This is a genomic window from Mycobacterium neumannii, assembly GCF_048452905.1.
In the GTDB taxonomy this organism is placed as follows: domain Bacteria; phylum Actinomycetota; class Actinomycetes; order Mycobacteriales; family Mycobacteriaceae; genus Mycobacterium; species Mycobacterium neumannii_B.
In genome coordinates this window covers 374,050-396,366 of the sequence record NZ_JBCGVF010000007.1, presented here as the reverse complement: position 1 = coordinate 396,366, position 22,317 = coordinate 374,050, and the positions used below count along the sequence as shown (strand labels likewise).

At 67.7% G+C, this 22,317-nt stretch carries 23 protein-coding genes; 13 read left to right on the top strand and 10 right to left on the bottom strand.

Going from position 1 to position 22,317, the window contains the following annotated elements; genetic code table 11:
• Positions 1 to 2: 2 nt before the first annotated feature.
• Both AAHH99_RS22195 and AAHH99_RS22190 read right to left on the bottom strand, forming a co-directional pair.
• A complete protein-coding gene (locus AAHH99_RS22195; protein WP_418770625.1) occupies positions 3 to 1,661 on the bottom strand; it encodes a DUF885 domain-containing protein in 1,659 nt (552 codons plus the stop codon).
• Positions 1,654 to 2,544: a neutral zinc metallopeptidase gene (locus tag AAHH99_RS22190; protein ID WP_418770624.1), complete on the bottom strand. Its 891-nt coding sequence runs from the start codon at positions 2,542 to 2,544 to the stop codon at positions 1,654 to 1,656. Before AAHH99_RS22190 ends, AAHH99_RS22195 begins: the two co-directional genes overlap by 8 nt.
• Here AAHH99_RS22190 and AAHH99_RS22185 point away from each other — a divergent pair.
• Positions 2,543 to 4,081 (top strand): carboxylesterase/lipase family protein, encoded by a 1,539-nt coding sequence (locus AAHH99_RS22185; RefSeq protein ID WP_418770623.1) that lies wholly within the window; start codon positions 2,543 to 2,545, stop codon positions 4,079 to 4,081. The genes AAHH99_RS22190 and AAHH99_RS22185 overlap by 2 nt on opposite strands.
• A 66-nt stretch (positions 4,082 to 4,147) precedes the next feature.
• On the opposite strand, the gene AAHH99_RS22180 is transcribed toward AAHH99_RS22185, so the two are convergent.
• Together AAHH99_RS22180 and AAHH99_RS22175 are read right to left on the bottom strand one after the other, a co-directional pair.
• Positions 4,148 to 4,648 (bottom strand): SRPBCC family protein, encoded by a 501-nt coding sequence (locus tag AAHH99_RS22180; RefSeq protein WP_418770622.1) that lies wholly within the window; start codon positions 4,646 to 4,648, stop codon positions 4,148 to 4,150.
• Positions 4,649 to 4,684: 36 nt separating this feature from the next.
• A complete protein-coding gene (locus tag AAHH99_RS22175; RefSeq protein WP_418770621.1) occupies positions 4,685 to 5,572 on the bottom strand; it encodes an oxidoreductase in 888 nt (295 codons plus the stop codon).
• Positions 5,573 to 5,648: 76 nt separating this feature from the next.
• On the opposite strand from AAHH99_RS22175, the gene aspS reads away from it, so the two are divergent.
• Together aspS and AAHH99_RS22165 are read left to right on the top strand one after the other, a co-directional pair.
• Positions 5,649 to 7,427 carry an aspartate--tRNA ligase gene (gene aspS, locus AAHH99_RS22170; protein ID WP_418770620.1) on the top strand — a complete coding sequence of 593 codons (1,779 nt, stop codon included), beginning with the start codon at positions 5,649 to 5,651 and terminating at the stop codon, positions 7,425 to 7,427.
• 46 nt (positions 7,428 to 7,473) lie between these two features.
• Positions 7,474 to 8,331: a DUF4436 family protein gene (locus AAHH99_RS22165; protein ID WP_418770619.1), complete on the top strand. Its 858-nt coding sequence runs from the start codon at positions 7,474 to 7,476 to the stop codon at positions 8,329 to 8,331.
• On the opposite strand, the gene AAHH99_RS22160 is transcribed toward AAHH99_RS22165, so the two are convergent.
• On the bottom strand, positions 8,332 to 9,126 hold the full coding sequence (locus AAHH99_RS22160) for an SDR family NAD(P)-dependent oxidoreductase (RefSeq protein WP_418770618.1): 795 nt from the start codon (positions 9,124 to 9,126) through the stop codon (positions 8,332 to 8,334).
• Between the two features lie 57 nt (positions 9,127 to 9,183).
• Between AAHH99_RS22160 and AAHH99_RS22155 the strand changes: the two genes are divergently transcribed.
• Positions 9,184 to 9,606 carry a nitroreductase family deazaflavin-dependent oxidoreductase gene (locus AAHH99_RS22155; protein WP_418770617.1) on the top strand — a complete coding sequence of 141 codons (423 nt, stop codon included), beginning with the start codon at positions 9,184 to 9,186 and terminating at the stop codon, positions 9,604 to 9,606.
• 54 nt (positions 9,607 to 9,660) lie between these two features.
• Here AAHH99_RS22155 and AAHH99_RS22150 read toward each other — a convergent pair whose 3' ends face one another.
• Entirely contained in the window at positions 9,661 to 10,842 is a 1,182-nt protein-coding gene (locus tag AAHH99_RS22150; RefSeq protein ID WP_418770616.1) for a thiolase family protein, read from the bottom strand.
• A gap of 94 nt (positions 10,843 to 10,936) precedes the next feature.
• Between AAHH99_RS22150 and AAHH99_RS22145 the strand changes: the two genes are divergently transcribed.
• From AAHH99_RS22145 to AAHH99_RS22130, 4 genes are all read left to right on the top strand, one after another.
• Complete coding sequence (locus AAHH99_RS22145) at positions 10,937 to 11,404, top strand: winged helix-turn-helix transcriptional regulator (protein WP_418770615.1); 468 nt, start codon at positions 10,937 to 10,939, stop codon at positions 11,402 to 11,404.
• A 64-nt stretch (positions 11,405 to 11,468) separates the two neighbouring features.
• Positions 11,469 to 14,129, top strand: a complete 2,661-nt coding sequence (locus AAHH99_RS22140; protein WP_418770614.1) for a circularly permuted type 2 ATP-grasp protein — start codon at positions 11,469 to 11,471, stop codon at positions 14,127 to 14,129.
• The gene (locus tag AAHH99_RS22135) at positions 14,126 to 15,058 is read left to right on the top strand and encodes a transglutaminase family protein (protein ID WP_418770613.1); all 933 of its coding nucleotides are present in this window, start codon (positions 14,126 to 14,128) and stop codon (positions 15,056 to 15,058) included. The genes AAHH99_RS22140 and AAHH99_RS22135 overlap by 4 nt, the downstream gene beginning before the upstream one ends.
• Positions 15,051 to 16,079: a zinc-binding metallopeptidase family protein gene (locus AAHH99_RS22130; protein ID WP_418770612.1), complete on the top strand. Its 1,029-nt coding sequence runs from the start codon at positions 15,051 to 15,053 to the stop codon at positions 16,077 to 16,079. Before AAHH99_RS22135 ends, AAHH99_RS22130 begins: the two co-directional genes overlap by 8 nt.
• A 113-nt stretch (positions 16,080 to 16,192) precedes the next feature.
• Here the strand turns inward: AAHH99_RS22130 and AAHH99_RS22125 are convergent, their stop codons facing one another.
• Positions 16,193 to 16,678, bottom strand: a complete 486-nt coding sequence (locus tag AAHH99_RS22125) for a nuclear transport factor 2 family protein (RefSeq protein ID WP_418770611.1) — start codon at positions 16,676 to 16,678, stop codon at positions 16,193 to 16,195.
• The gene (locus tag AAHH99_RS22120) at positions 16,675 to 17,475 is read right to left on the bottom strand and encodes an SDR family NAD(P)-dependent oxidoreductase (protein ID WP_418770610.1); all 801 of its coding nucleotides are present in this window, start codon (positions 17,473 to 17,475) and stop codon (positions 16,675 to 16,677) included. The genes AAHH99_RS22125 and AAHH99_RS22120 overlap by 4 nt, the downstream gene beginning before the upstream one ends.
• A 120-nt stretch (positions 17,476 to 17,595) precedes the next feature.
• On the opposite strand from AAHH99_RS22120, the gene AAHH99_RS22115 reads away from it, so the two are divergent.
• The 4 genes from AAHH99_RS22115 (at position 17,596) to AAHH99_RS22100 (ending at position 20,700) form a co-directional block, all read left to right on the top strand.
• Entirely contained in the window at positions 17,596 to 18,432 is an 837-nt protein-coding gene (locus tag AAHH99_RS22115; protein WP_418770609.1) for a DUF3097 domain-containing protein, read from the top strand.
• 20 nt (positions 18,433 to 18,452) lie between these two features.
• Complete coding sequence (locus AAHH99_RS22110) at positions 18,453 to 19,781, top strand: replication-associated recombination protein A (RefSeq protein ID WP_418770608.1); 1,329 nt, start codon at positions 18,453 to 18,455, stop codon at positions 19,779 to 19,781.
• A gap of 122 nt (positions 19,782 to 19,903) precedes the next feature.
• Positions 19,904 to 20,230: an ArsR/SmtB family transcription factor gene (locus AAHH99_RS22105; protein ID WP_418770740.1), complete on the top strand. Its 327-nt coding sequence runs from the start codon at positions 19,904 to 19,906 to the stop codon at positions 20,228 to 20,230.
• A complete protein-coding gene (locus AAHH99_RS22100) occupies positions 20,227 to 20,700 on the top strand; it encodes an SRPBCC family protein (protein WP_418770607.1) in 474 nt (157 codons plus the stop codon). Before AAHH99_RS22105 ends, AAHH99_RS22100 begins: the two co-directional genes overlap by 4 nt.
• Positions 20,701 to 20,767: 67 nt before the next feature.
• On the opposite strand, the gene AAHH99_RS22095 is transcribed toward AAHH99_RS22100, so the two are convergent.
• Entirely contained in the window at positions 20,768 to 21,076 is a 309-nt protein-coding gene (locus tag AAHH99_RS22095; RefSeq protein ID WP_064395413.1) for a GlsB/YeaQ/YmgE family stress response membrane protein, read from the bottom strand.
• A 79-nt stretch (positions 21,077 to 21,155) separates the two neighbouring features.
• A complete protein-coding gene (locus AAHH99_RS22090; protein ID WP_418770606.1) occupies positions 21,156 to 21,776 on the bottom strand; it encodes a hypothetical protein in 621 nt (206 codons plus the stop codon).
• 119 nt (positions 21,777 to 21,895) lie between these two features.
• Here AAHH99_RS22090 and AAHH99_RS22085 point away from each other — a divergent pair, with 119 nt between their 5' ends.
• Positions 21,896 to 22,297 carry a secondary thiamine-phosphate synthase enzyme YjbQ gene (locus tag AAHH99_RS22085; protein ID WP_064395414.1) on the top strand — a complete coding sequence of 134 codons (402 nt, stop codon included), beginning with the start codon at positions 21,896 to 21,898 and terminating at the stop codon, positions 22,295 to 22,297.
• The last annotated feature ends 20 nt before the right edge of the window (positions 22,298 to 22,317 follow it).

The following is a 22,317-nucleotide window of genomic DNA, read 5'->3' as shown; positions in this document are numbered from 1 at the left end:
GCTCAGCCGGAGGCGAAATCGCGCATCAGCGCGGACCGGAGCACGTCGAGCGGCAATCCGCCGAGATCCAGGGCGCGATCATGAAACTCCTTGAGCGACACACCCCGGCCCAGTATCTCGTCGCGCAGCCGTTGCCAGATCCGCTGGCCGATCGCATACGACGGCGCCTGACCCGGCCAGCCGAGGTAGCGGTCGAGTTCGAACTGCAGGTGCTCCTCGTTCATCGCGCTGTGCGAGACCAGGAATTGCCACGCCTTGTCGACATCCCAAACGGTGCCATCGGATGCGGTCATGCCGCAGTGCACACCGATGTCGATGACGACGCGCGCGGCCCGAAAGCGTTGCGCGTCAAGCATTCCGATGTGGTCGCCGGGATCGTCGAGCCAACCGAGTTCGGCCATCAGCCGTTCGGCGTACAGCGCCCAGCCCTCACCGTGGCCCGACACGAAGCAGCCCAGTCGCCGCCACCGGTTGAGTTGGTCGGCGCGCACGACCGCGCGCCCGATCTGCAGATGGTGTCCCGGAACGCCCTCATGGAACACCGTCGTCGTCTCTTGCCAGGTGTGGAAGGTGTCGATGCCGTGGGGAACCGACCACCACATCCGACCAGGTCTGCTGAAGTCTTCCGACGGACCGGTGTAATAGATGCCGCCGGTGTGGGTCGGGGCGATCCGGCACTCCAGCTGGCGCAGCGGTTCGGCGATGTCGAAGTGTGTGTCGGCGAGCGCCTCGACAGCGCGGTCGGAGAGGTCTTGCATCCATGCCTGCAGTGCGTCGACGCCGTGGATGAGGTAGCGCTCCTCGGTGTCCAGGCGCCGCAGCGCGTCCGCGATCGACGTTCCGGGATACAACTGCTTGGCGAGCTTCTCCTGTTCGGTGACAATGCTTTCCAGCCGCTCCAAGCCCCACTCGTATGTCTCGTCGAAATCGACCTCGGCGCCGAGAAAGGAACGTGAGCACAACCGGTAGGCGTCGCGGCCCACTGCGTCCTCGACGCGCGCATGTGGTGCGATCTCGTCTCCGAGAATCCTGCCGAGTTCGCGGTAGGCGTTCGCGGCGTGAGCGGCGTTCTGTTGCAGTTCGTCGTGCAGCGTTGCATTGTCGGGGACCGCGGCCGCGACCATGTCCACCAACAGGTGCTGGATGCTTGCGGACTGCTCGATGCCGCGTGCGACCTGACGGACCGCGGGTGGCTGGCCGATGGTGACCGCCGTTCGCAGCGCGTCGGCATATCCGGCGACACGGTCGGGCACCTGCGACAGCCGCCGCGCGATCACCGCCCAGTCGTCGTCGGTGTCGGTGGGCATGAGGTCGAACACGTCGCGCATCGACTGCAGCGGGGAGGCGATCACGTTGAGTTCGCCCATATCCAGCCCGGCGTCGTTGATGTCGACCACAATGCCGAGGCGCTCGCGCATCGCCGCGACCGTCACCTCGTCGACGGCGTCCGCGGCGGTGACGGTGTCTAGCTCCCGCAGTGCGCGGCGCGCGGCGTCGGCACGCGCGGCGACGCCGTCGGGGGAGTAGTCGGTGATCTCCTCGTCGTAGTTGCGGTCGTAGCCGGTGATGCCCATTTCCGTTGCAGCACAGGGGTCGAGCTCGGCGAGGGTGTCGAGATAGCGTTCGGCGACGGCGTCGACGGCCGTTGGCGTCCTACCCAAGGTTTTCGGTGGAGAACGTGTCGCAGGCCTGCGGATCACCCGTGCGGTAGCCCTCGGTGAACCACTTCTGCCTCTGCGCGGCCGATCCGTGCGTCCAGGCCTCCGGGTTGACGCGGCCCGTGGTCTGCTTCTGGATGCGGTCATCGCCCACCGCGGCCGCGGCCGACAGCGCATCGGCGATGTCCTTGTCGGTCAACGGCTGTAGGAACGTGACGTCGGTGCCTTCCTGCTTGGTGATGGCGGCGTAGTGCGCCCACACTCCGGCGTAGCAGTCGGCCTGCAGTTCGGTGCGGACACCGCCGCCGGTGGGGCCCGCGGCGCCGGGGCCCTGCGACTGGCGAAGGGCGCCGGTGAGGCTCTGCACGTGGTGCCCGTACTCGTGGGCGACGACGTATTCCTGCGCCAGCGGCCCACCGCTGGAACCGAATTGGTCACGCAGCACGTTGAAGAAGCCGACGTCGAAATAGGCGGTCTGATCCGCGGGGCAGTAGAACGGTCCCACGTCGCTGGTCGCCGGGCCGCAGGCCGTGTTGACGCTGTCTTTGAAGAGATGAACGCCCGGCCGCGTGTAGTCCGGCATCAGCTGTGGCCAGATCCCGTCCAGCGAGGTGGCGGTGGCGAGCACGCGGCACTGCGGAATCGCGTTGGCGTCTGCGCCGGTCTTGCACTGGCTGAGGTCGAAACCCGGCGCCTGCACACCCTGGCTGCCGTACTGGCCCTGCTGAGGCACCGTGCTGGGGTCAACGCCGAGGAACAGCGCCACCACGAGGATGAGCAGGCCGCCGACGCCACCGCCGACCGCGATGCCCCGCCCGGGCCCGCCTCCGCCGCCACTGGACGAGGCGGTGCTGGTGTCGATTCGCATGCCTTCGTTGAAGGTCATGACGTTCAGCTTTGCACATTACGATTCCGTCGTGGCCACCGTTGTCGGACATCCGGTCGTCGTGCACACCGACCTCGGTGATCTCCGCGGCGCGACCGAGGGCGGCGTCGGCGTCTGGCGGGGTGTGCCGTACGCCGAGCAGCCCGTTGGTGACCGCCGGTTCCTCGGTCCCGAGCCGAAGCGGCCGTGGACTGGCGTGCGTGACGCGATCGAGCACGGGCCGCTGCCCCCGCAGGGGAAGTCGTTCGTCGGCGGCGGCCGCGACGATCCCAAGGTCCGCGACGAAGCCTGCCTCACGTTGACGGTGTGGTCGCCCGACACCAGCGCATCACTGCCGGTGATGGTGTGGATCCCCGGCGGCGCCTTCGTGTTCGGTGCGGGTCAGTTCCAGCTGTACAACGGCTCGCGGCTGGCTGCCAACGGCGACGTGGTCGTCGTCAACATCACCTACCGCATCGGCGTATTCGGTGGCTTCGAACTCGGCGACCTCGGCGACGGGTTCGACGACAACCTCGCCCTGCGGGACCAGATAGCCGCACTGCGGTGGATCCGCGACCACATCGCGGCCTTCGGCGGCGATCCGTCCCGCGTGACGGTGTTCGGTGAGTCCGCGGGCGGAACGTCGGTGCTCGCGCTGATCGCCAGCCCCGCCGCCGATGGTCTCTTCAGCCGCGCGATCGCGCAGAGCCCGGCGCTGCCGCTGATCGCCGATCGCGAGCTGCGCGCCGAGCAGGCACACGAATTCGTGCGCCGACTCGGTGTGCCGGTCTCCGACCTCAAGGGGCTACCGCAACGCGAGCTGCGCCGCGCGGCGGGCAGGCTGCAACTCGAAAGCGCCGCGCGCACACCGACGTTGGCCTACGGGTTGACCTACGGCGTCGATCTGCTGCCGCGTCACCCCGTGGACGCCGCGCGCGCCGGAACCCTGCGGCGGGTGCCGCTGATCATCGGAACCAACAGCCACGAAGCGTCGATGTTCGCCTGGACCAAACCGCCGATGCTGCCGACCACCCAGCCGTCCGTGGAGGCCTACTTCGCCCGCGTCGCGCCCGACGCCAAACAGCGCGTGCTGGCCGCGTACCCGCACTATCCGCGCCGAAGGGAGTTGCTGGCGTTCGCCTCCGATGTGATGTTCGGCGGGCCGGCGTGGGCGTTCGCCGATGCCTACAGCACACACGCCCCGACCCACATGTACCGCTTCGACCACTTCGGCTTCAGCCTGCGCATGCTCGGCCTCGGAGCGACGCACGGCAGCGAGATCGTGCACATCCAGCACAGCTACGCGTCATATCTCGGGCGCAAGATCCACCCGCTGGGGCGGCGGCTGCAGCCTGCGGTCGGGCGACGCATGCAACGGGCCTGGCTCGACTTCGCGGGCCAGGGGTGGGAAACCGGCGAGATCCACTGGTCGAACGGACACGACTGGCCCGTCTACGATACCCAACGGCGCTGCACCCGCATCATCATGAGCGCGCGTGACACGGTGGTCTCCGATCCCGACGCCCAGCGCCGCGAAGCCTGGGCGGGCCTGTATTAACCGCGAAATGGAATTCCAGCAGCGAAAGTGCGAGTAGACGCCTGCGGGAATGCAATTTCGCGAACTTCAGACCCCGAAGCGCTTCGCGGAGTAGTCGCGCAGGTTGTAGAGGAACTTCTGGAACAGCCAGCCCATCACCGGCTTGCCGAGCGTCATTCCGATGCGGGCGGCGGCGCCGTTGGGTTTCATCGCCATCACCCACGTCAGGTGGCAGCCCCGCGGCGTATGCACCACCCGGTAATCCTCGGCGAACGCCGCGATACTCCCTGTCGACGCTTCGTTGAACCGAAACGCCATGTGGCTGTACGGCTCCCACGCCAGGAACTCCTCGTCGCCGACGATGCCGCCGCGCATTTTCACCGTTCGGGTCGTGCCGATACCTCGCGGTTCGGGGCTGGTCCACGTGACCTCGGTGATCACGGTGGCCCAGTGCGGCCATGACTCCGCGTCCGCGAGCACCTCGAAGAGCTGTTCGGGTGTGATCGCGAGGTCGACGGTGCTGACGAACCGAAACGGCGCGTTCTCGATGAAGCCCAGGTCGACGCGTTCACACTGCTGCATGGGCATACACAGTAAAGGACGCTGTCTAGTCAGAGCCCACGTCTAGCCCGGCCCGTCGCTGGCCGCCGCCAGCAGCGGTACCAGCACATCGCTGATCGGCGTGCTCAGCCCGTGCTCGGCGCCCTTGCGAGCGATCACCCCGTTGCGGATGTCCCACTCCAGCTCCCGGCCGGCCTCGCGATCGGTCAGCATCGAGGTAGTGATGTCCTCCGGGGACTTGGCGAGCAGCCCGACGATGTCGTCGATCACCTCATCGCCCAGTTGGGCGCCGTCGGCCCGCGCGACGGCCAGGCATTCGGCCAGATAGCGGCGTGCCAGGCCGTCCACGTCGTCGCGGCGGAACATGCCCGAGCGGCGGCCGCTGAGCACCATGAACCCCACGACCGCGTTGACCAGAAGCTTGTGCCACGCCGCGCTGACGAAGTTCGGGTCGATCTCGACCGTGACGGCGCTGTCAGCGAACAGTGCCGCCAGTGTCCGCGCCCCGGCATTATCGGGCAGCACGAGGCGGGCCCCGGTGCGCAACCGGACATAGCCCTGCTCCGTCGGCTCCGCCGAAACCCAGACGGCCGCAGGCACGACCGTCGATGCGGGGCAGTAGCGGCCGACGCGCTCGACCTGTTCGACACCGTTCTGCAGCGCACACACCACGGTGCGCTTGTCGCACAACCTGGCGAGCCATCCGGCCGACCGCTCGTTCTGGGTGTCCTTGACCGCCAGCAACACGACATCGGCCGGATCGGAGATGACGGCAGGGTCGGTCAGCACCGGACCGGGCACCACGATCGGCTCGCCGTCGTCGGACCTGACCTCGATCGAGTCGCGCGGCGTGCGCCCGTACAGCATCACCGGGTGGCCGGACGCGTGCAGCAGAGCCGCGACCGTCGATCCGATCGCCCCGGGTCCGACGAGCGCGACGCGACTGGGCATGAACGCCAAACTACCGGCGGATTCGACCCCTCTACACTTGTGCAGTTGTCTTGTCAGGCGAATCCCAGGAGTTTCAGTGCTGCGCAGTCATGCCGCCGGATCGTTGCGGCCCGCCGACGCCGGTCAGAAGGTGACGTTGGCCGGGTGGGTGGCGCGTCGGCGCGACCACGGCGGCGTCATCTTCATCGATCTGCGCGACGCGTCCGGGGTGTCGCAGGTCGTGTTCCGTGAAGGCCTTGAAAAGGGGCAGGTCCTCGAGGCGGCGCACCGGCTGCGCGCCGAGTTCTGCATCGCGATCGACGGTGTGGTGGAGATTCGCCCCGAAGGCAACGCCAACCCCGAGATCGCGACCGGTGAGATCGAGGTCAACGCGACGTCGCTGACCGTGCTCGGGGAGAGCGCGCCGCTGCCCTTCCAGCTCGACGAGCAGGCCGGCGAGGAGGCGCGCCTGAAGTACCGCTACCTCGACCTGCGGCGCGACGGCCCCGGCCACGCGATCCGGCTGCGGTCCAAGGTGAACGCCGCCGCCCGCGAAGTGCTAGAACGGCATGACTTCGTCGAGATCGAGACCCCGACGATGACCCGCTCAACCCCCGAGGGTGCGCGAGACTTCCTGGTGCCCGCACGGCTGCAGCCCGGTTCGTTCTACGCGTTGCCGCAGAGCCCGCAGCTGTTCAAGCAGCTGCTGATGGTCGCAGGCATGGAGCGCTACTACCAGATCGCGCGCTGCTACCGCGACGAGGACTTCCGCGCCGACCGCCAGCCCGAGTTCACCCAGCTGGACCTCGAGATGAGCTTCGTCGACTCCGAGGACGTGATCGCGGTCTCCGAGGAGATCATCGCGGCGCTGTGGCGGCTGATCGGCTACGACGTGCCGCTGCCGTTGCCGCGAATGACCTACGCCGACGCGATGCGCCGGTTCGGTTCGGACAAGCCCGATCTGAGGTTCGGACTCGAACTAGTCGAGTGCGCCGAATTCTTCTCCGACACCCCGTTCCGGGTGTTCCAGGCGCCATATGTCGGCGCCGTCGTCATGCCCGGTGGCGCATCTCAGCCCCGCCGCACGCTGGACGCCTGGCAGGACTTCGCCAAGCAGCGCGGGCACAGGGGGCTGGCGTACGTGCTCGTCGGCGAGGACGGCACGCTGAGCGGGCCGGTGGCCAAGAACCTGTCGGACGCAGAGCGCGACGGCCTGGCCGCGCACGTCGGCGCATCCCCGGGTGACTGCGTCTTCTTCTCGGCGGGCCCGGCGAAGAGTTCGCGGGCGCTGCTCGGCGCGGTGCGCATCGAGATCGCCAAACGGCTCGACATGATCGACCCGAACGCCTGGGCGTTCACCTGGGTGGTGGATCCGCCGCTGTTCGAGCCCGCCGATGACGCGACGGCGCACGGTGACGTCGCGGTCGGGTCCGGCGCGTGGACCGCGGTACACCACGCGTTCACCGCGCCAAAGCCGGAGTTCGAGGACCGCATCGACACCGATCCCGGCAGTGTGCTCGCCGACGCCTACGACGTGGTGTGCAACGGCAACGAGATCGGCGGTGGTTCGATCCGTATCCACCGTCGCGACATCCAGGAGCGGGTGTTCGCGGTGATGGGTCTGGACAAGGCCGAGGCCGAGGAGAAGTTCGGATTCCTGTTGGAGGCGTTCACTTTTGGCGCGCCGCCGCACGGCGGTCTGGCGTTCGGGTGGGATCGCACCACCGCTCTGCTGGCCGGCGCGGACTCGATCCGCGAAGTGATCGCGTTCCCGAAGTCCGGTGGTGGTGTCGACCCGTTGACCGGCGCGCCCGCACCCATTACCGCGCAGCAGCGCAAGGAATCCGGGATCGACGCCAAGCCGAAGACCGACTGACCCCAATTCGCGTCGGGTTCGTCGCGACTGAGGCTACGATCCGCGCGTGACAGGTGCGGCGCCATCAGGCACGCCCAGGCGGCGACGGGTCACCGTCGTGACCACTGTGGTGGCCGTCATCGCCGTCTATGTGGGGTCGCTGATCGGTTACGCGCTGCTGGAGCCCGAGCACCGCCATTTCGAGTTCTCCGAGTCGTCGGTCACCGGCGAGACCGTCGTGATCATCCGGCTGCGGGAGATGAACGCGATCCAGAACCGACTGGTGGTCGACGTCCTGGTGCATCCCGGACCGGAGCTGCAGTCCGACGGTCGCGACGACGTCACGATCCGCCTGAGCTCGTGGACCGCTTCGGGCGAGCTGATCTATCTCCACCCGGCTCTGTCCGCCAATGACACGACGACCCACCTGGTCGCCGTCGGGGATCCCGACGACTGGCCGTTCGACAGGTTCACCACCGACATCATCGGCGTACAGACTTTCCTGGGGGATGGCCCGGAAGAACGCCCGATCGCGGCGGGCGTCGTCGTCGCGGGGCAGATCAACGGGTGGGACGTCCATACCGCGCACGACACCGCCAACTCGGTTCCGACCGTGCGATTCACCATGGAGCGCACCAGGGGAGCGCTCGCATTCGACCTCGGGATCCTGCTGGTGCTGCTCGCGCTGCCTGCGGCCGCATTGTTCGTGGCGATCGAGACGGCGTTGGGCCGCCGAAAGTTCCTGCCGCCGTTGACGACCTGGTTCGCGGCGATGTTGTTCGCAGTGGTCCCGCTTCGGAACCTGCTGCCCGGGGCGCCGCCGGCGGGCGCCTGGATCGACCTGGCGGTGGTGCTGTGGGTGCTGCTCGCGCTGGCGGCGGCGATGGTGCTGTACATCGTCGCGTGGTGGCGGCAGAGGGACTGATCAGCGCGGCCAGTCGCACCCGGTGAGCTCGGCCGACGCGTCCCACAGTCGGCGGGCCGTCGCCGGATCGACGGCCTTGCGTCGCAACCGGGTGACCCTGGGCCTGCCGAGCTGATTGAACCGCGGCGCCAGATAGGTCCCGCTGGGCAGGTCGGTCGTCACCGCCTGCAAAGTGGCCCTGGCGCCTTGAGCGGGGGTGTGCATCAGGCGCCGGATCCGTTGATGCTCGCCCATTCCGAGCGACCGTGTGATGTCGGTGTCGGTGGAACCGGGATCGGTGGCGTATGCGCGCACGCCTCGGTTCGCCAACTCGGCGACGAACAGAAGGTTGGCCAACTTGGATTCGCCGTAGGCGCTCCACTTCGAGTACTTGCGGCGCTGCCAGTTCAGGTCGTCGAGATGCAGAGTGGCGAACAGATACGTCGCGCTCGCCACCGAGATCACCCGGTCGGTGATCCGGTCGGCCAGCAGCGACGTCAACGCGAAGTGGCCGAGATGGTTGATGCCGATGTGGGATTCGAAACCGTCGGCGGTGCGCGTCAGTGGCATGCCCATCACGCCGGCGTTGTTCACCAGTACGTCAATGGATTCGACGGAATCGGCGAACGCGCGCACGCTGGCCAGGTCGGCGAGGTCGAGGGCGGCCACCTCGACGTCACCGGCGATCTCGGCCGCCGCGCGGTGCCCCTTGTCGACATCGCGACAGGCGATAAGCACGCTGTGGCCGTGGGCCGCGAGGGCTGCCGCCGTGGCCTTGCCGACACCGCTGTTACCGCCCGTCACTATCACCCGCATGGTCGTTGATTATGCGGATGCGGAATACCGGGGCACCCGCCGGGACTTGGAGAGGTTGTGACCGAGATCTCCAACATCAAGGACTTCAACGCAAGCATCGTCGATGAGTTCCGCGCCAACGGCGGCAAGGTCGGCGGGCCGTTCGAGGGCGGAAACCTCCTGTTGCTGCACACCACCGGCGCGAAGTCAGGTCAGCCGCGGGTTTCGCCGCTGGCGTACTTCCGAGTCGAGGACAGGATCTACATCGTCGGGTCCTACGCCGGCTCCGACAAGGATCCAGCGTGGGTGCACAACCTCCGGGCGAATCCGAAGGTCCACGTCGAGGTCGGGACTACCGACTACGAGGCCACCGCTCGGGAGCTGCCGCGAGCGGAGCGCGACGAGCTCTACCCGAAGCTGGTCGAGTATGCGCCGGTGTTCGCCGAGTACCAAGCGAAGACGAGTCGGGTCATCCCAGTCTTCGAGCTCGTCCGCGCGTGACTTCGGTGTAGTTGGGCGCGGTCAGCGCGACCAATTACACCGAAGTCGTCCGGTTCAGAGGCGTTCGATGATGGTGGCGCTGGCCATGCCGCCGCCCTCGCACATCGTCTGCAACGCATACCGTCCGCCGCGCTGTTCCAACGCGTTCACGAGAGTCGTCATGATGCGCGCGCCGCTGGCACCCAGGGGGTGACCGATCGCGATCGCCCCGCCGTTGACGTTGGTCTTGGCGAGATCGGCTCCGGTGTCGTGCGCCCACGCCAGGACGACGGGCGCGAACGCCTCGTTGACCTCGAACAGGTCGATGTCGGCCAGTGAGAGGCCGGCGCGCTGCAGCACCTTCTCGGTCGCGGGGATGACACCGGTCAGCATGTAGAGCGGATCGGAGCCGACGACGGTCATCGAGTGGATGCGGGCGCGTGGGCGCAGACCCAGTCGTGCGGCCACCTCGCTGGTGGTGATCAGCACCGCGGCGCTGCCATCGGACAGTGGCGACGAGTTGCCCGGGGTGATCTCCCAGCCGATCTGCGGAAAGCGCTGCTCGTAGGCGGGGTTGTAGAAAGCCGGCTTCAGCGCGGCCAACGTGTCGACGGTCGTGCCCGGCCGGATGATCTCGTCAGTGGTGAGACCGGCGATCGGGATCAGTTCGTCGTCGAACCGGCCCTCCTTGGTCGCGGCCGCGGCTTTCTCGTGGCTGCCGGCCGAGAACTCGTCTAGCTGGTGACGCGACAGACCCCACTTCGCGGCGATCAACTCTGCGCTGATGCCCTGCGGCACAAGGCCTTCGGGATAGCGCTGCGCCATCGCGCCAAACGGGTCACTGCCGGGCAGCACGCTGGAACCCATCGGCGCCCGCGACATCGACTCCACCCCTGCGGCGACAACGATGTCGTAGGCGCCCGAGATGACGCCCTGGGCGGCGAAATGGATGGCCTGCTGGCTGCTGCCGCACTGCCGGTCGACCGTGGTACCCGGGACCGATTCGGGGAATCCCGCGCCGAGGAGGGCGTTGCGCGCGATGTTGACCGCTTGGTCACCGACCTGGGTGACCGCCCCGGCGATGATGTCGTCGATCTGTACCGGGTCGATGCCGGTCCTGGCCACCAGTTCCTTGAGACTATGCGCCAGCAGGTCAACGGGCAGCACATCGTGCAGCGCTCCGTTCTGCTTGCCCTTTCCGATCGGCGTGCGTACCGCTCCGACGATGACGGCGTCCCGAGCTGAGAACCCGGACATTGCTGCCTCCTAGCCTCCACGCTGAGTGAACTTGTCTATACCCAGCTATACCAGCTAGGTATAGCTAGAACAACTCAGGGGTAGAGTGAATTCCATGACAGTTCTGCAGGGGAGGCTGGCCGATCGGGAGGCCTGGTCGGCGGTCGGGGAGTGTCCGGTCGAGAAGACGATGGCGGTGCTGGGCACCAAGTCGGCGATGCTCATCATGCGCGAGGCCTACTACGGCACCACCCGCTTCGAAGACTTCTGGCGCCGGGTCGGCATCACCAAAGCCGCCGCGGCGGCCCGGCTTTCGGACCTGGTCGAGGCCGGTCTGCTGGAGCGGCAGCCCTATCAGGAGCCGGGCCAGCGCAGCCGCGACGAGTACGTGCTTACCGAGGCCGGCCGGGAGTTCATGCCGGTGGTCTGGGCGATGTTCGAGTGGGGTCGGCGCCATCTGCCCAACCGCACGCCGTTGCGCCTTGCGCACCGGGAGTGTGGCGCCGAGGCCACCGTCGAAATTCGGTGCGCCGACGGTCACCGCGTACCGCCGGAGGAACTGGCGGTACGGCTGAAGCGGTGAGCATCGACCGCCGGCACAGCGCGCCGCGCCGTATCCCGGGTTGACCGGTTACCGTTCTGCACTGATGGCACTACCGGCACCGAACGTCACCGACGACCTGCTGGGCAGGTACCGCACCGCACGCATTCAGCAGGCGCTGTTCGACGTGCGACCGGGCGCAGGCAGCGGCTACGACGAGTTCGTCGATGCCGCAGGCGAAGTCCGCCCGGGGTGGCAGGACCTGGCCGAATGCGTCGCCGAGCGCGGCCGCCCCGGTCTGACGCAGCTGCGTGACGTGGTGCGCAGCCTGGTCGACAACGACGGCATCACCTATGTCCAGGTCGACAGGCGCGGTTCGGTGGTCGGTCAGGCCGGCCCCCACGGTCACGAGCCCACCGAACCGGGGCCGTGGCATCTCGACGCGCTGCCCCTTGTGGTCTCGGCCGACGAGTGGAATGTGCTGGAATCCGGTCTGCTGCAGCGCTCCAGGCTCCTCGACGCGGTCCTCACCGACCTGTACGGGCCTCAGCTGTCGATCACCAGCGGCGTGCTGCCGGCCCAGCTTCTCTTCGCCCATCCTGGCTACGTGCGGGCCGCGCGCGGCATCGACGTCCCCGGCCGCCACCAGCTGTTCCTGCACGGCTGCGACGTCAGCCGCGTCGCCGACGGCGGCTTCCGCGTCAACGCCGACTGGACACAGGCGCCCTCGGGGGCGGGTTACGCGCTGGCGGACCGGCGCGTCGTCGCGCATGCCGTTCCCGACCTCTACGAAAGGATCGGCCCGCGACCGGCGTCCCCGTGGGCGCAGGCGCTGCGACTGGCGCTCATCGACGCCGCCCCCGAGTCGGCCGAGGAACCCACTGTGGTGGTACTCAGCCCGGGCATCCACTCCGAGACCGCCTTCGACCAGGCGTACCTGGCCAGCGTGCTGGGCTTTCCGCTGGTGGAGAGCGCCGACCTGGTCGTGCGTGACGGCAAGCTGTGGATGCGCTCGATGGGAACGCTCAAGCGTGTCGACGTCGTGCTGCGCCGGGTGGACGCGGACTTCGTCGATCCGCTGGATCTGCGTTCGGACTCACGAATCGGTGTCGTCGGCCTCGTCGAGGCGCTGCGTCGTGGCACGGTAGCGGTCGTCAACACGTTGGGCAGCGGCGTTCTCGAAAGCCCCGGGCTGCAACGGTTTCTGCCCGAACTCTCGCAACAGTTGCTCGGCGAGGCACCGATGCTCGACACCGCGCCGATGTACTGGGGCGGCATCAGCACCGAACGCTCGCATCTTCTCGCCCACCTGTCGTCGCTGTTGATCAGACCGGTGACCGGCGGCCGTGGGATCGTCGGCCCCGCCCTGTCGGCCGATCAGCGTCGGCAGCTCACCGAGTGCATCGAAGCCACCCCGTGGCAGTGGGTCGGCCAGGAGCTCCCCCAGTTCTCCTCTGCGCCAAGCGTTGTCGTATCCGACAGCTTGTCGGCGACGAATGTCGGCATGCGCCTGTTCACCGTCGCTCAGCGCGGCGGCTATGCGCCCATGATCGGTGGCCTCGGCTACGTCCTGGCACCGGGTGATGCGGCGTACACACTGAACACCGTTGCCGCCAAGGATGTCTGGGTTCGGGCACCGGAGCGGGTCACCGTGGAGCGGGTGCCACCGGTCGAATTGCCCGCGGTCAGACCGAGCCCGACGCGCGCGGTGAGCTCGCCGCGCGTACTGGCCGACATGTTCTGGGTGGGACGCTACGCCGAACGCGCCGAGCACATGGCGCGGCTGCTCACGGTGACCAGGGAGCGCTACCACGAATTCCATTACCGCCGAGACATGGACGGCAGCGAATGCGTACCGGTGTTGCTGGCCGCGCTGGGCCACCAGACCGGTACCGACACCGGCGCCGGCAGCGACGACGCGGAGATGGTCGCCACCGCACAATCCACCCTGTGGTCGTTGACCGCGGACCGGTACCGCCCGGGATCGCTGGCGCAGTCCGTCGAACGCCTCGGACTGCTCACCCGTTCCGTGCGCGACCAGATGTCCAACGACACCTGGATGGTGCTGGCTGCTGTGGAACGGACACTGCTTCATCCACCGGCGTCGTCGGCTGTCCGTCCCGCCAACGAGCCGCCGGATTCGCAGGCCGAGGGAGAGGCGTTTCTCACCGCGACGGCCAGCCTGACCCTTGCGGGAATGTTGGCGCTGTCCGGTGTGGCGGCGGAATCGATGATCCGCGATGTCAGCTGGACGATGATGGACATCGGCAAGCGCATCGAACGCGGCCTGAACCTCACCGCGCTGCTGAGCGCGACGCTCACCACCGCCCGTAGCCCCGGCGCCGAGCAGACCATCACCGAATCGACTCTGGTGGTGTGCGAGTCGTCGGTCATCTACCGGCGACGGATGCTCGGAAAGGTCAGTGTGTCCGCGGTCGCCGACCTGGTGCTGTTCGACGCCGACAACCCGCGCTCGCTGGCCTACCAGCTGGAGCGGCTGCGCGCGGGCCTCAAGGCGTTGCCCGGGTCGTCGGGTTCGTCGCGACCCGAGCGGATGGTCGACGAGATCGCCACGCGGCTCCGGCGACTCGACCCCGACGATCTCGAGGAGATCGTGGACGGCAGGCGGGTGGAGCTGGCTGAGCTGCTCGACGGAATGCACACGGATCTCCGTGAATTGGCGAACGTGATCACCGCGACCCATCTGTCGCTGCCGGGTGGCATGCAGCACCTGTGGGGCCCGGACGAGCGGAGGTTGATGCCGTGAGGGCGTTACCGGATGGCCCGACCTCGTCTGCCGCCAGCCGCACCTACCGCATCGCGCACCGCACCGTGTATCGCTACGCCGCCGATGTCACCAGTTCCTACGGCCGCGGCTTCCTCACCCCGCGGGACACCGAGCGTCAGCGCTGCCTGTCGCATGAGCTCGAGATCGACCCGCCGGCCGCGGACAGTTCCACCAGCCGCGACGTCTACGGCAACATCAGCTCGTATTTCCACGTGGCCGAACGCCACCGGACGCTGGCGGTGACCAGCCAGTCGGTGGTCGAAGTCGACCCACCGCCGTCGACGCTGTACGGGGCCGGTTCGGCGCTGGCGCCGTGGGAGATCGCCCGCCCGGTCGGCGTGGACGCGGCGCTGGCGACCGAGTTCACCCTCGACCTGCAGCCGCCGGAGATCACGCCGACCCTACGCGATTACGCGGCAGCCAGTTTCGCGCCGGAACGGCCGCTGATCGACGCGCTGGAAGACCTGACGCACCGCATCTACTCCGATTTCACCTATCGATCCGGGTCGACGACGGTGTCCACTCAGGTCAGTCAGGTTTTGGCGGCACGCGAAGGGGTATGTCAGGACTTCGCACGGCTGGCCATCGCCTGCCTGCGCGCCAACGGGTTGGCCGCCAGTTATGTGTCCGGTTATCTGGCGACCGATCCGCCGCCCGGGAAGGAACGGATGATCGGTATCGACGCGACCCACGCGTGGGCCGCCGTGTGGACACCGCAGAACCAGTGGTTGGGCCTCGATCCCACCAACGACCAGATGGTCGACGAGCGCTACATCACCGTCGGGTACGGCCGCGATTACGCCGACGTCCCGCCGTTGCGCGGCATCATCTACACCGAGTCGCAGAGCAGCGAGATCGACGTCTCCGTCGACGTCGAACCCTTCGAGGGGGGAGTGTTGCATGCGTGACTTCCTGTGCCCGAACTGCGGACAGCGCCTCGCCTTCGAGAACTCACTGTGCCTGTCGTGCGGTCGGCCGCTGGGGTTCTCGCTCGACGACATGGCGCTGCTGGTCATCGCCACGGGCGATGAGCAAAACCACGCCGGTTTCGTCGACGGCGAAAAGTACCAGTTGTGCGCGAATATGCATCTGGCTGAATGCAACTGGCTGGTGGAGAAAGCTCCGGTCCACAAGCTCTGTGACGCATGCACCCTTACCCGCACCCGGCCGCAGGACTCCGACACCAAGGCACTCGCGGCGTTCGCCGACGCCGAGCGCGCCAAGCGGCGGTTGTTGGCCGAACTGCACGAACTCAAGCTGCCGATCGTCGGCCGTGACGAGGATCCCGACTACGGTCTGGCCTTCGATCTGTTGTCGAGCGAACATCAGAAGGTGTTCACCGGTCACCAAAACGGTGTCATCACTTTGGATCTCGCCGAGGGCGACGACGTACACCGCGAGCAGTTGCGCAAAGCGATGGACGAGCCGTACCGCACCCTACTCGGCCACTTCCGCCACGAGATCGGGCACTATTACTACTACCGCCTGGTCAGCGTGTCACCCGACTACGACAATCGGTTCCGCGAGTTGTTCGGCGACCCCGACGCCGATTACCAGGCCGCTCTGGACCGCCATTACAACGACGGTCCGCCCGACAACTGGCAGAAGAGCTACGTCTCCTCCTACGCCACCATGCATCCCGCCGAGGACTGGGCGGAAACGTTCGCACACTACCTGCACATCCGCGACACCCTCGACACCGCCGCCGCGTTCGGGGTGGCGCCCGCGGCGGCGACGTTCGAACGAAAGGTATTGGGCCCGAGCAGCTTCGATGCGATCATCGAGATGTGGCTCCCGCTATCGTGGGCGCTCAACATGCTCAACCGCTCGATGGGTAAAGAGGATCTTTACCCGTTCGTGCTGCCCGGCCCGGTGCTCGAGAAGATGCGGTTCATCCACACCGTCGTCGACGAGATCACCCAGACCTGAACTCGCCTCCCCAGACCTCCGCGAGCGCTCCCCACACCTCCGCGAGCGGCCGTGTTTGCCCACGACACGCCGCGACAATTTCTCATTTCGTGGTCGCTCGCGCCGGTCGAGAGTCACCCCGGCGTCGGACACCCGGCCACCCCCCTCGCCAGCAGCTCCCGCGCCTCGGCGCCGCCGTCGAGCTGGCGGGTTCGTCGTGCGGCGATGAACCATCGCCCGTCGCTGCGGCGCAAACGGAAGTGGTTGGCGCCTGCCCGCGATACCGCGAGACCGTCGTCGTGGCGCGTCACCAACAGCGACTCGCAGACCGCGACCGCCTCGTCGCCGTCCACCGTGACCACCGCGGGTCCCAGGAAGTGGCAGCATCCGCGGCCGATCAAACCCTGGTGCGCATCCGAGCGGACCATCGCCGCGACCTCGTCACGGCTGGCCATGTGCCAACCCTCGACGTCGTAGCTGCCGTCCTCCGCCCAAAGGTCGGCGGTTGCATCGGCTTCGCCTGCGTCCACCAGCGGACCGTAGGACGCGATCAGCCGTTCGATCGCGCGCTCGTCCTCGATGCGGGCAAGCCGCCGCTCCAGGTCCGCCAGCTCGGTCATCGGGTTCCCTTCTCGCCCAGCAGCTTTCGCATGAACTCGTGCGTGCGCAGCACGACCTTGGCGCGGTCCGGGTCGTTGCGGCGTGCGACGTCCTCGGCGTTGCCGCCCGCGACGTACACCGGTCCATTCGCCAACTGCTCCAGACCTTCTCGCGCCACGTCGGCGGGTTCGGCCACCCGCATACCGGGCACGTCGAAGTTCAAGCCCACCCGCTCCATCGCCGGTGTGCGGGTCACGCCCAGGACGAGTTCGAGCACATCGACGTCGTAGGCGCGCAGTTCGAGCCACAGGCTCTCGGCGAAGATCCGGCCGAACGCCTTCACCCCGCCGTAAACGGTGTGGCGCACGGAGCCCAGGTATCCCGCCATCGACCCCACCATCAGGATTCCGCCGCGGCGCCGGTCCCGCATCGGACGACCGAAGTGCTGCACCATCGCGAGCATGGTGCCGACGTTCAGGTCAATCACCCGCTGAAAGCCGTCGAGGTCGCCGTCGAGGAAGTGCTCGCTGCAGGTGTTGGCTCCGGCGTTGTAGATCAGCAGACCGACCTCCAGGCCACCGGTGACCGCCACGGTGCGCTCCAGCGCGCCGGGTGAGGTCAAGTCCACGGCGAGGGTTCGCACCTCAACGCCGCAGCGGCGACAGGTTTCGGCCGTCTGCTCGAGCGGGTCGGGCTTGCGTGCGATCAGGACGAGGTTGATTCCCGCGTGGGCGAGTTGGTGGGCGAACTCGGCGCCGACACCTTCGGAGCCGCCGGCGATCACCGCCCAGGGTCCGTATCGGGACAGATCTGTCACGCCCCGCATTGTCGCCGACGCTGCATTGCGTCCGCGGGCGGACATCGAGTGGCGGACATCTCGGCGTGTCGGAACCGCATTGCATCGGACGGGGGCAGGCCGCGACCCTACGATCGCCCGGTGGCTGATCGCTATGGCTCCGACATCCTGGCTAACAACCCTCACCCGCGCAGAGTCCGCTCCACCGAACAACAGGCCGAGATCGGACTGGTCGTCGAGGACGCGCAGACGGGATTCGTCGGCGCTGTCGTGCGGGTCGAGTACGGCCGCATGGAACTGGAAGACCGCAACGGACGGCGTAAGCCATTCCCCGTCGGGCCGGGCTATTTGATCGACGGCAAGCCCGTGATCCTGACCGCGCCCCGCCGGGCCGCACCCAAGACCACCCGCACCGCGTCGGGATCCGTTGCGGTGCAGGGCGCCCGGGCGAAAGTCGCGTTGGCCAGCCGCATCTACGTCGAAGGCCGGCACGACGCCGAACTCGTCGAACAGGTCTGGGGTGACGATCTGCGGATCGAAGGCGTCGTCGTCGAACACCTCGGCGGCATCGACGATCTCGTGGCGATCGTCGAGGACTTCCGGCCCGGCCCCGGCCGCCGGCTCGGCGTCCTCGTCGATCACCTGGTCGCGGGCTCGAAGGAGGCTCGTATCGCGGAGGCGGTGCGGCGCGGACCGGGCGGCGTGCACACGCTCGTCGTCGGTCACCCGTTCGTCGACATATGGCAGGCCGTCAAACCCGAGCGGCTCGGCGTCGAGAAATGGCCCGTCGTGCCGAAAGGCGTCGACTGGAAGACGGGGGTGTGCCGCGCGCTGGGCTGGCCGGCGGACGGGCAGGCCGACACCGCGAGGGCCTGGCAGCGCATCCGCGCCTGTGTGCGGGACTGGAACGACCTGGAGCCGGCGCTGATCGGGCGGGTCGAGGAATTGATCGACTTCGTGACGCAACCCGCGTCGTGATGGCGTGGTAAGCAGAAGGCGTGTCCGACGGTCTGTTCGACGTCCCCGGTGAGGTCGCCACGCCGGCGGCCGGGTCCCTCGGTGCATCGGCACCGCTGGCGGTCCGGATGCGCCCGGCCACCCTCGACGAGGTGGTCGGCCAGGATCACCTGCTGCAACCCGGCTCCCCGCTGCGCCGGATGGTGGAGGGTTCCGGTGCGGCCTCAGTCATCCTCTACGGACCGCCCGGCACCGGCAAGACCACGCTCGCATCGCTGATCTCGCAAGCCACGGGCCGCCGATTCGAGGCCCTTTCGGCGCTGTCGGCGGGAGTCAAAGAGGTGCGCGCCGTGATCGACGTCGCCAGGCGCGCCGCCGCCTACGGCGAGCAGACCGTGCTGTTCATCGACGAGGTGCACCGCTTCTCCAAGACGCAACAGGACGCCCTGCTGTCCGCGGTCGAGAACCGCGTCGTCGCACTGGTCGCCGCGACCACCGAGAACCCGTCGTTCTCGGTCGTTGCCCCGCTGCTCTCGCGATCGCTGATCCTGCAGCTGCAACCCCTCGACGCCGACGCGGTGCGCACGCTGGTCCGCCGCGCCATCGACGACCCTCGCGGTCTCGGGGGCAAGGTCGAGGTCACCAACGACGCCGTCGCCCTTCTGGTTTCGTTATCTGCCGGCGATGCCCGCCGGGCGCTGACCGCGCTGGAGGTGGCGGCCGAAGCGGGCGAGGCCGTGACGGTCGAGACCATCGAGCAGTCCCTGGACAAGGCCGCAGTCCGCTACGACCGCGACGGAGACCAGCACTACGACGTGATCAGCGCGTTCATCAAGTCCGTCCGCGGATCCGACGTCGACGCAGCACTGCACTACCTGTCCCGGATGCTGGTCGCGGGGGAGGACCCGCGGTTCGTGGCCCGACGGCTGATGATCCTGGCCAGCGAGGACATCGGCATGGCCGATCCGACAGCCCTGCACACCGCAGTGGCCGCAGCGCAAACCGTGCAGTTGATCGGCATGCCCGAAGCGCAGCTCACGCTCGCGCACGCGACGGTTCATCTCGCGACGGCCCCGAAGTCGAACGCGGTGACCACCGCGCTGGGGGCGGCGATGGCCGATATCCGGGCGGGCAAGGCCGGGCTGGTGCCGCCGCATCTGCGCGACGGTCATTACTCCGGCGCGGAGAAGCTCGGCAACGCAGTGGGCTACAGGTACAGCCACGATGATCCGGACGGGGTTGTGCCGCAACAGTATCCGCCCGACGAACTGGTCGGTGTCGACTACTACAAGCCGACCTCGCATGGCGTAGAGCGCGAGATCGCCACCCGGCTCGACAAGCTGCGCGCAATCATCCGTCGCAAGCGCTGACTTCAGCCTTGACACACTCTCTGGGCTCGTTTACCTTGGTATTCAATCATTAAGTTGATCAAGCATAGGGTTGATAATTGGAGCGTGATGACGATGCTGACTCCGCACTCGACCGCGCCTTCATGGCGCTGGCCGACCCCGTCCGGCGCACCATCGTGGCGCGGCTCTCTCGGGGGCCGGCTACGGTCAACGAGCTCGCGGAGCCCTTCGACATCACCAAACAGGCGGTGTCCAAACACATTCAGGTGCTCGAGCAAGCGGGACTGGTCACCAGGACCCGCGAGGCTCAGCGCAGGCCAGTGCACCTGGACGCGGCCGCGCTCGAGCGGCTGACCGCATGGATCGACCGGTACCGGCTCGACGCCGAACGCAGTTATCGCCGGCTGGACACCCTGCTGGCTCAGATTTCACCGATGACCGACACCGTTGAGAAAGGAACCAACACATGAGCAACGCACTGGATCTGACGGCCCCCGTGGACACCCTGGCCATGGAGTTCACCCGGGAGTTCGACGCACCCGTCGACGCTCTGTTCCGCGCACACGCCGAGCCCGATCTGGTCAAGCAGTGGCTTGGCCCGCGCGGACTGGAGATGACGATCGAGGAGTGGTACTTCAACAGCCACGGCGGATACCGCTACGTGCACAAGGACCAGGGCGGCGCGTACAGCTTCAACGGCACGTTCCACACCGTCCGGGCGAACGAGTTCATCCTCCAGACGTTCGAGTTCGACGGGGCGCCGGATCAGGTCAACATTGAATACCTCTGGTTCGAGGATCTCGGCGGCGGCCGCAGCCGCTTGCGCGGCCGGTCGATCTGCCCGACCGTCGAGGCCCGCGACGCGCTGCTGGCCTCCGGTATGGAGGGCGGGATGACCGAGGGCTACGAGAAGCTCGACGAACTACTGAAGACGCTTTGACTAACCCTGCGACAGAAGCGATCCCGGCTGCCGGGTGGCGCAGCCGGGATCGCCTGGTTGGTTTTCGTTAGCGCAGGACGCCGCCGCGACGACCGCCCGTCACGCCGGTGCGCCTGCGTCCCATGAGCGCAGACACGAGCGCAACGCCGATCACGGCGACGACGACCTGACAAAGCAATTCGATCCAGTCGACGCCGGCGGTGGCGGTCGGCAGCCCGAGCGCATTTGCGAGCCACGTGCCGATCAGCGCCGAGACGATCCCCACGAGAACGGTCACGATGATGCCGATGGGCTGCCTGCCGGGCAGGATCAGGCGGGCGAGCACGCCGACCACTGCGCCGATGAGAATCGCGGTGATAACGCCGGTGACGGTCATGGTTCCTCCAGGGTCTCGGGGTGCAGCTGACATACCCCGACACCGACGTCAATAAACGGATCGGCGTGGCGGACCGGGATCAGACCATTTCCGGGATGCGGAGGTGGGCGAGGGCCAGATCGAATTCGCCCACGTCGACGATGTCGGCTCCCAATTCGCGCGTCCGGGCGTTGCGCAGTTCCCTGGCCTGGTCCCGGTTCTCCGCCATCGCGGCACGGCTGTCGAACGTCGCCGACGCCACGGCGCGGCCCGAATCCGGATTGATCAGGTAGCTGGCGCTGCAGAAGCCGTGCAGTGCCTCAAGGGCCGGAAGCACATCGGTCTTGAAGAACGCGATCGAGCGTGCGATGTGTTCGCGAGGCACCCTCAGCCAGGTGGCCCGGACGCAGGCGCCCTCGGCCGAGCGGTGATCGCGGTGCATGACGCCGATCTGCCACTGATCGACGGTCGCCTCACCGCCGAGGGCCTCGGCGGCGCGATCGCGCAGCGGTGCCGCCCGCTCGGTGCTCGCCCGCAGCGCGTCCTCGGAGTCCCATGCGCTGGTCGCGATGCAGTGGCCGGATTCTCGATCCACCAACAACGACAAGCCGACGAACCCGTCGACCGCTTCCAGCGCGGGCATTACCTCGGACCTGATGAACGCGATGCCGTCATCGATCGACGAAGGTCGTGCATGGACGGTGGTAGAGCGTGCGTACACGGCCCGCCTCCTTTGCTCGGGGCAGCGCCCCAGCGGCGCCGCCGGACCACCTCTCAGCTTCCTCCTGGTAGGAGGTCGATTCAATGGACGATAGAAACGCAACTCGTACCCTCGATGATGTGGATACCGACGTGCTCAACATCGAGACCGGTCAGCGCCGCATCATCGACCTGACCGACGACGTGCGCTCCTTCTGCGGCCGCCGCGGCGACGGGTTGTGCAGCGTCTTCGTCCCGCACGCAACGGCGGGTGTGGCGATCATCGAGACGGGCGCGGGTTCTGACGACGATCTCGTCGACACCCTCGAGAACCTGCTCCCGCGCGACGATCGCTACCGGCACTCCCACGGCTCGCCAGGACATGGCGCCGACCATGTGCTGCCCGCCCTGGTGTCGCCGTCGGTGACCATCCCCGTGCAGAACGGTGAGCCGCTGCTCGGCACCTGGCAGAGCATCGTGCTCGTCGACCTCAACCGCGACAACCCGCAGCGCAAGGTCCGGCTGAGCTTCATCGACGCTTGACGTGACGTCGGTGACACCCG

Coding starts and splice junctions, on each gene's coding strand:
- AAHH99_RS22185 (WP_418770623.1), top strand. CDS start 2,543: ATGACGTTCAGCTTTGCACATTACGATTCCGTCGTGGCCACCGTTGTC.
- AAHH99_RS22190 (WP_418770624.1), bottom strand. CDS start 2,544: ATGACCTTCAACGAAGGCATGCGAATCGACACCAGCACCGCCTCGTCC.
- AAHH99_RS22180 (WP_418770622.1), bottom strand. CDS start 4,648: ATGCCCATGCAGCAGTGTGAACGCGTCGACCTGGGCTTCATCGAGAAC.
- AAHH99_RS22175 (WP_418770621.1), bottom strand. CDS start 5,572: ATGCCCAGTCGCGTCGCGCTCGTCGGACCCGGGGCGATCGGATCGACG.
- AAHH99_RS22160 (WP_418770618.1), bottom strand. CDS start 9,126: ATGCGGGTGATAGTGACGGGCGGTAACAGCGGTGTCGGCAAGGCCACG.
- AAHH99_RS22150 (WP_418770616.1), bottom strand. CDS start 10,842: ATGTCCGGGTTCTCAGCTCGGGACGCCGTCATCGTCGGAGCGGTACGC.
- AAHH99_RS22145 (WP_418770615.1), top strand. CDS start 10,937: ATGACAGTTCTGCAGGGGAGGCTGGCCGATCGGGAGGCCTGGTCGGCG.
- AAHH99_RS22140 (WP_418770614.1), top strand. CDS start 11,469: ATGGCACTACCGGCACCGAACGTCACCGACGACCTGCTGGGCAGGTAC.
- AAHH99_RS22130 (WP_418770612.1), top strand. CDS start 15,051: ATGCGTGACTTCCTGTGCCCGAACTGCGGACAGCGCCTCGCCTTCGAG.
- AAHH99_RS22125 (WP_418770611.1), bottom strand. CDS start 16,678: ATGACCGAGCTGGCGGACCTGGAGCGGCGGCTTGCCCGCATCGAGGAC.
- AAHH99_RS22105 (WP_418770740.1), top strand. CDS start 19,904: ATGGCGCTGGCCGACCCCGTCCGGCGCACCATCGTGGCGCGGCTCTCT.
- AAHH99_RS22100 (WP_418770607.1), top strand. CDS start 20,227: ATGAGCAACGCACTGGATCTGACGGCCCCCGTGGACACCCTGGCCATG.
- AAHH99_RS22095 (WP_064395413.1), bottom strand. CDS start 21,076: ATGACCGTCACCGGCGTTATCACCGCGATTCTCATCGGCGCAGTGGTC.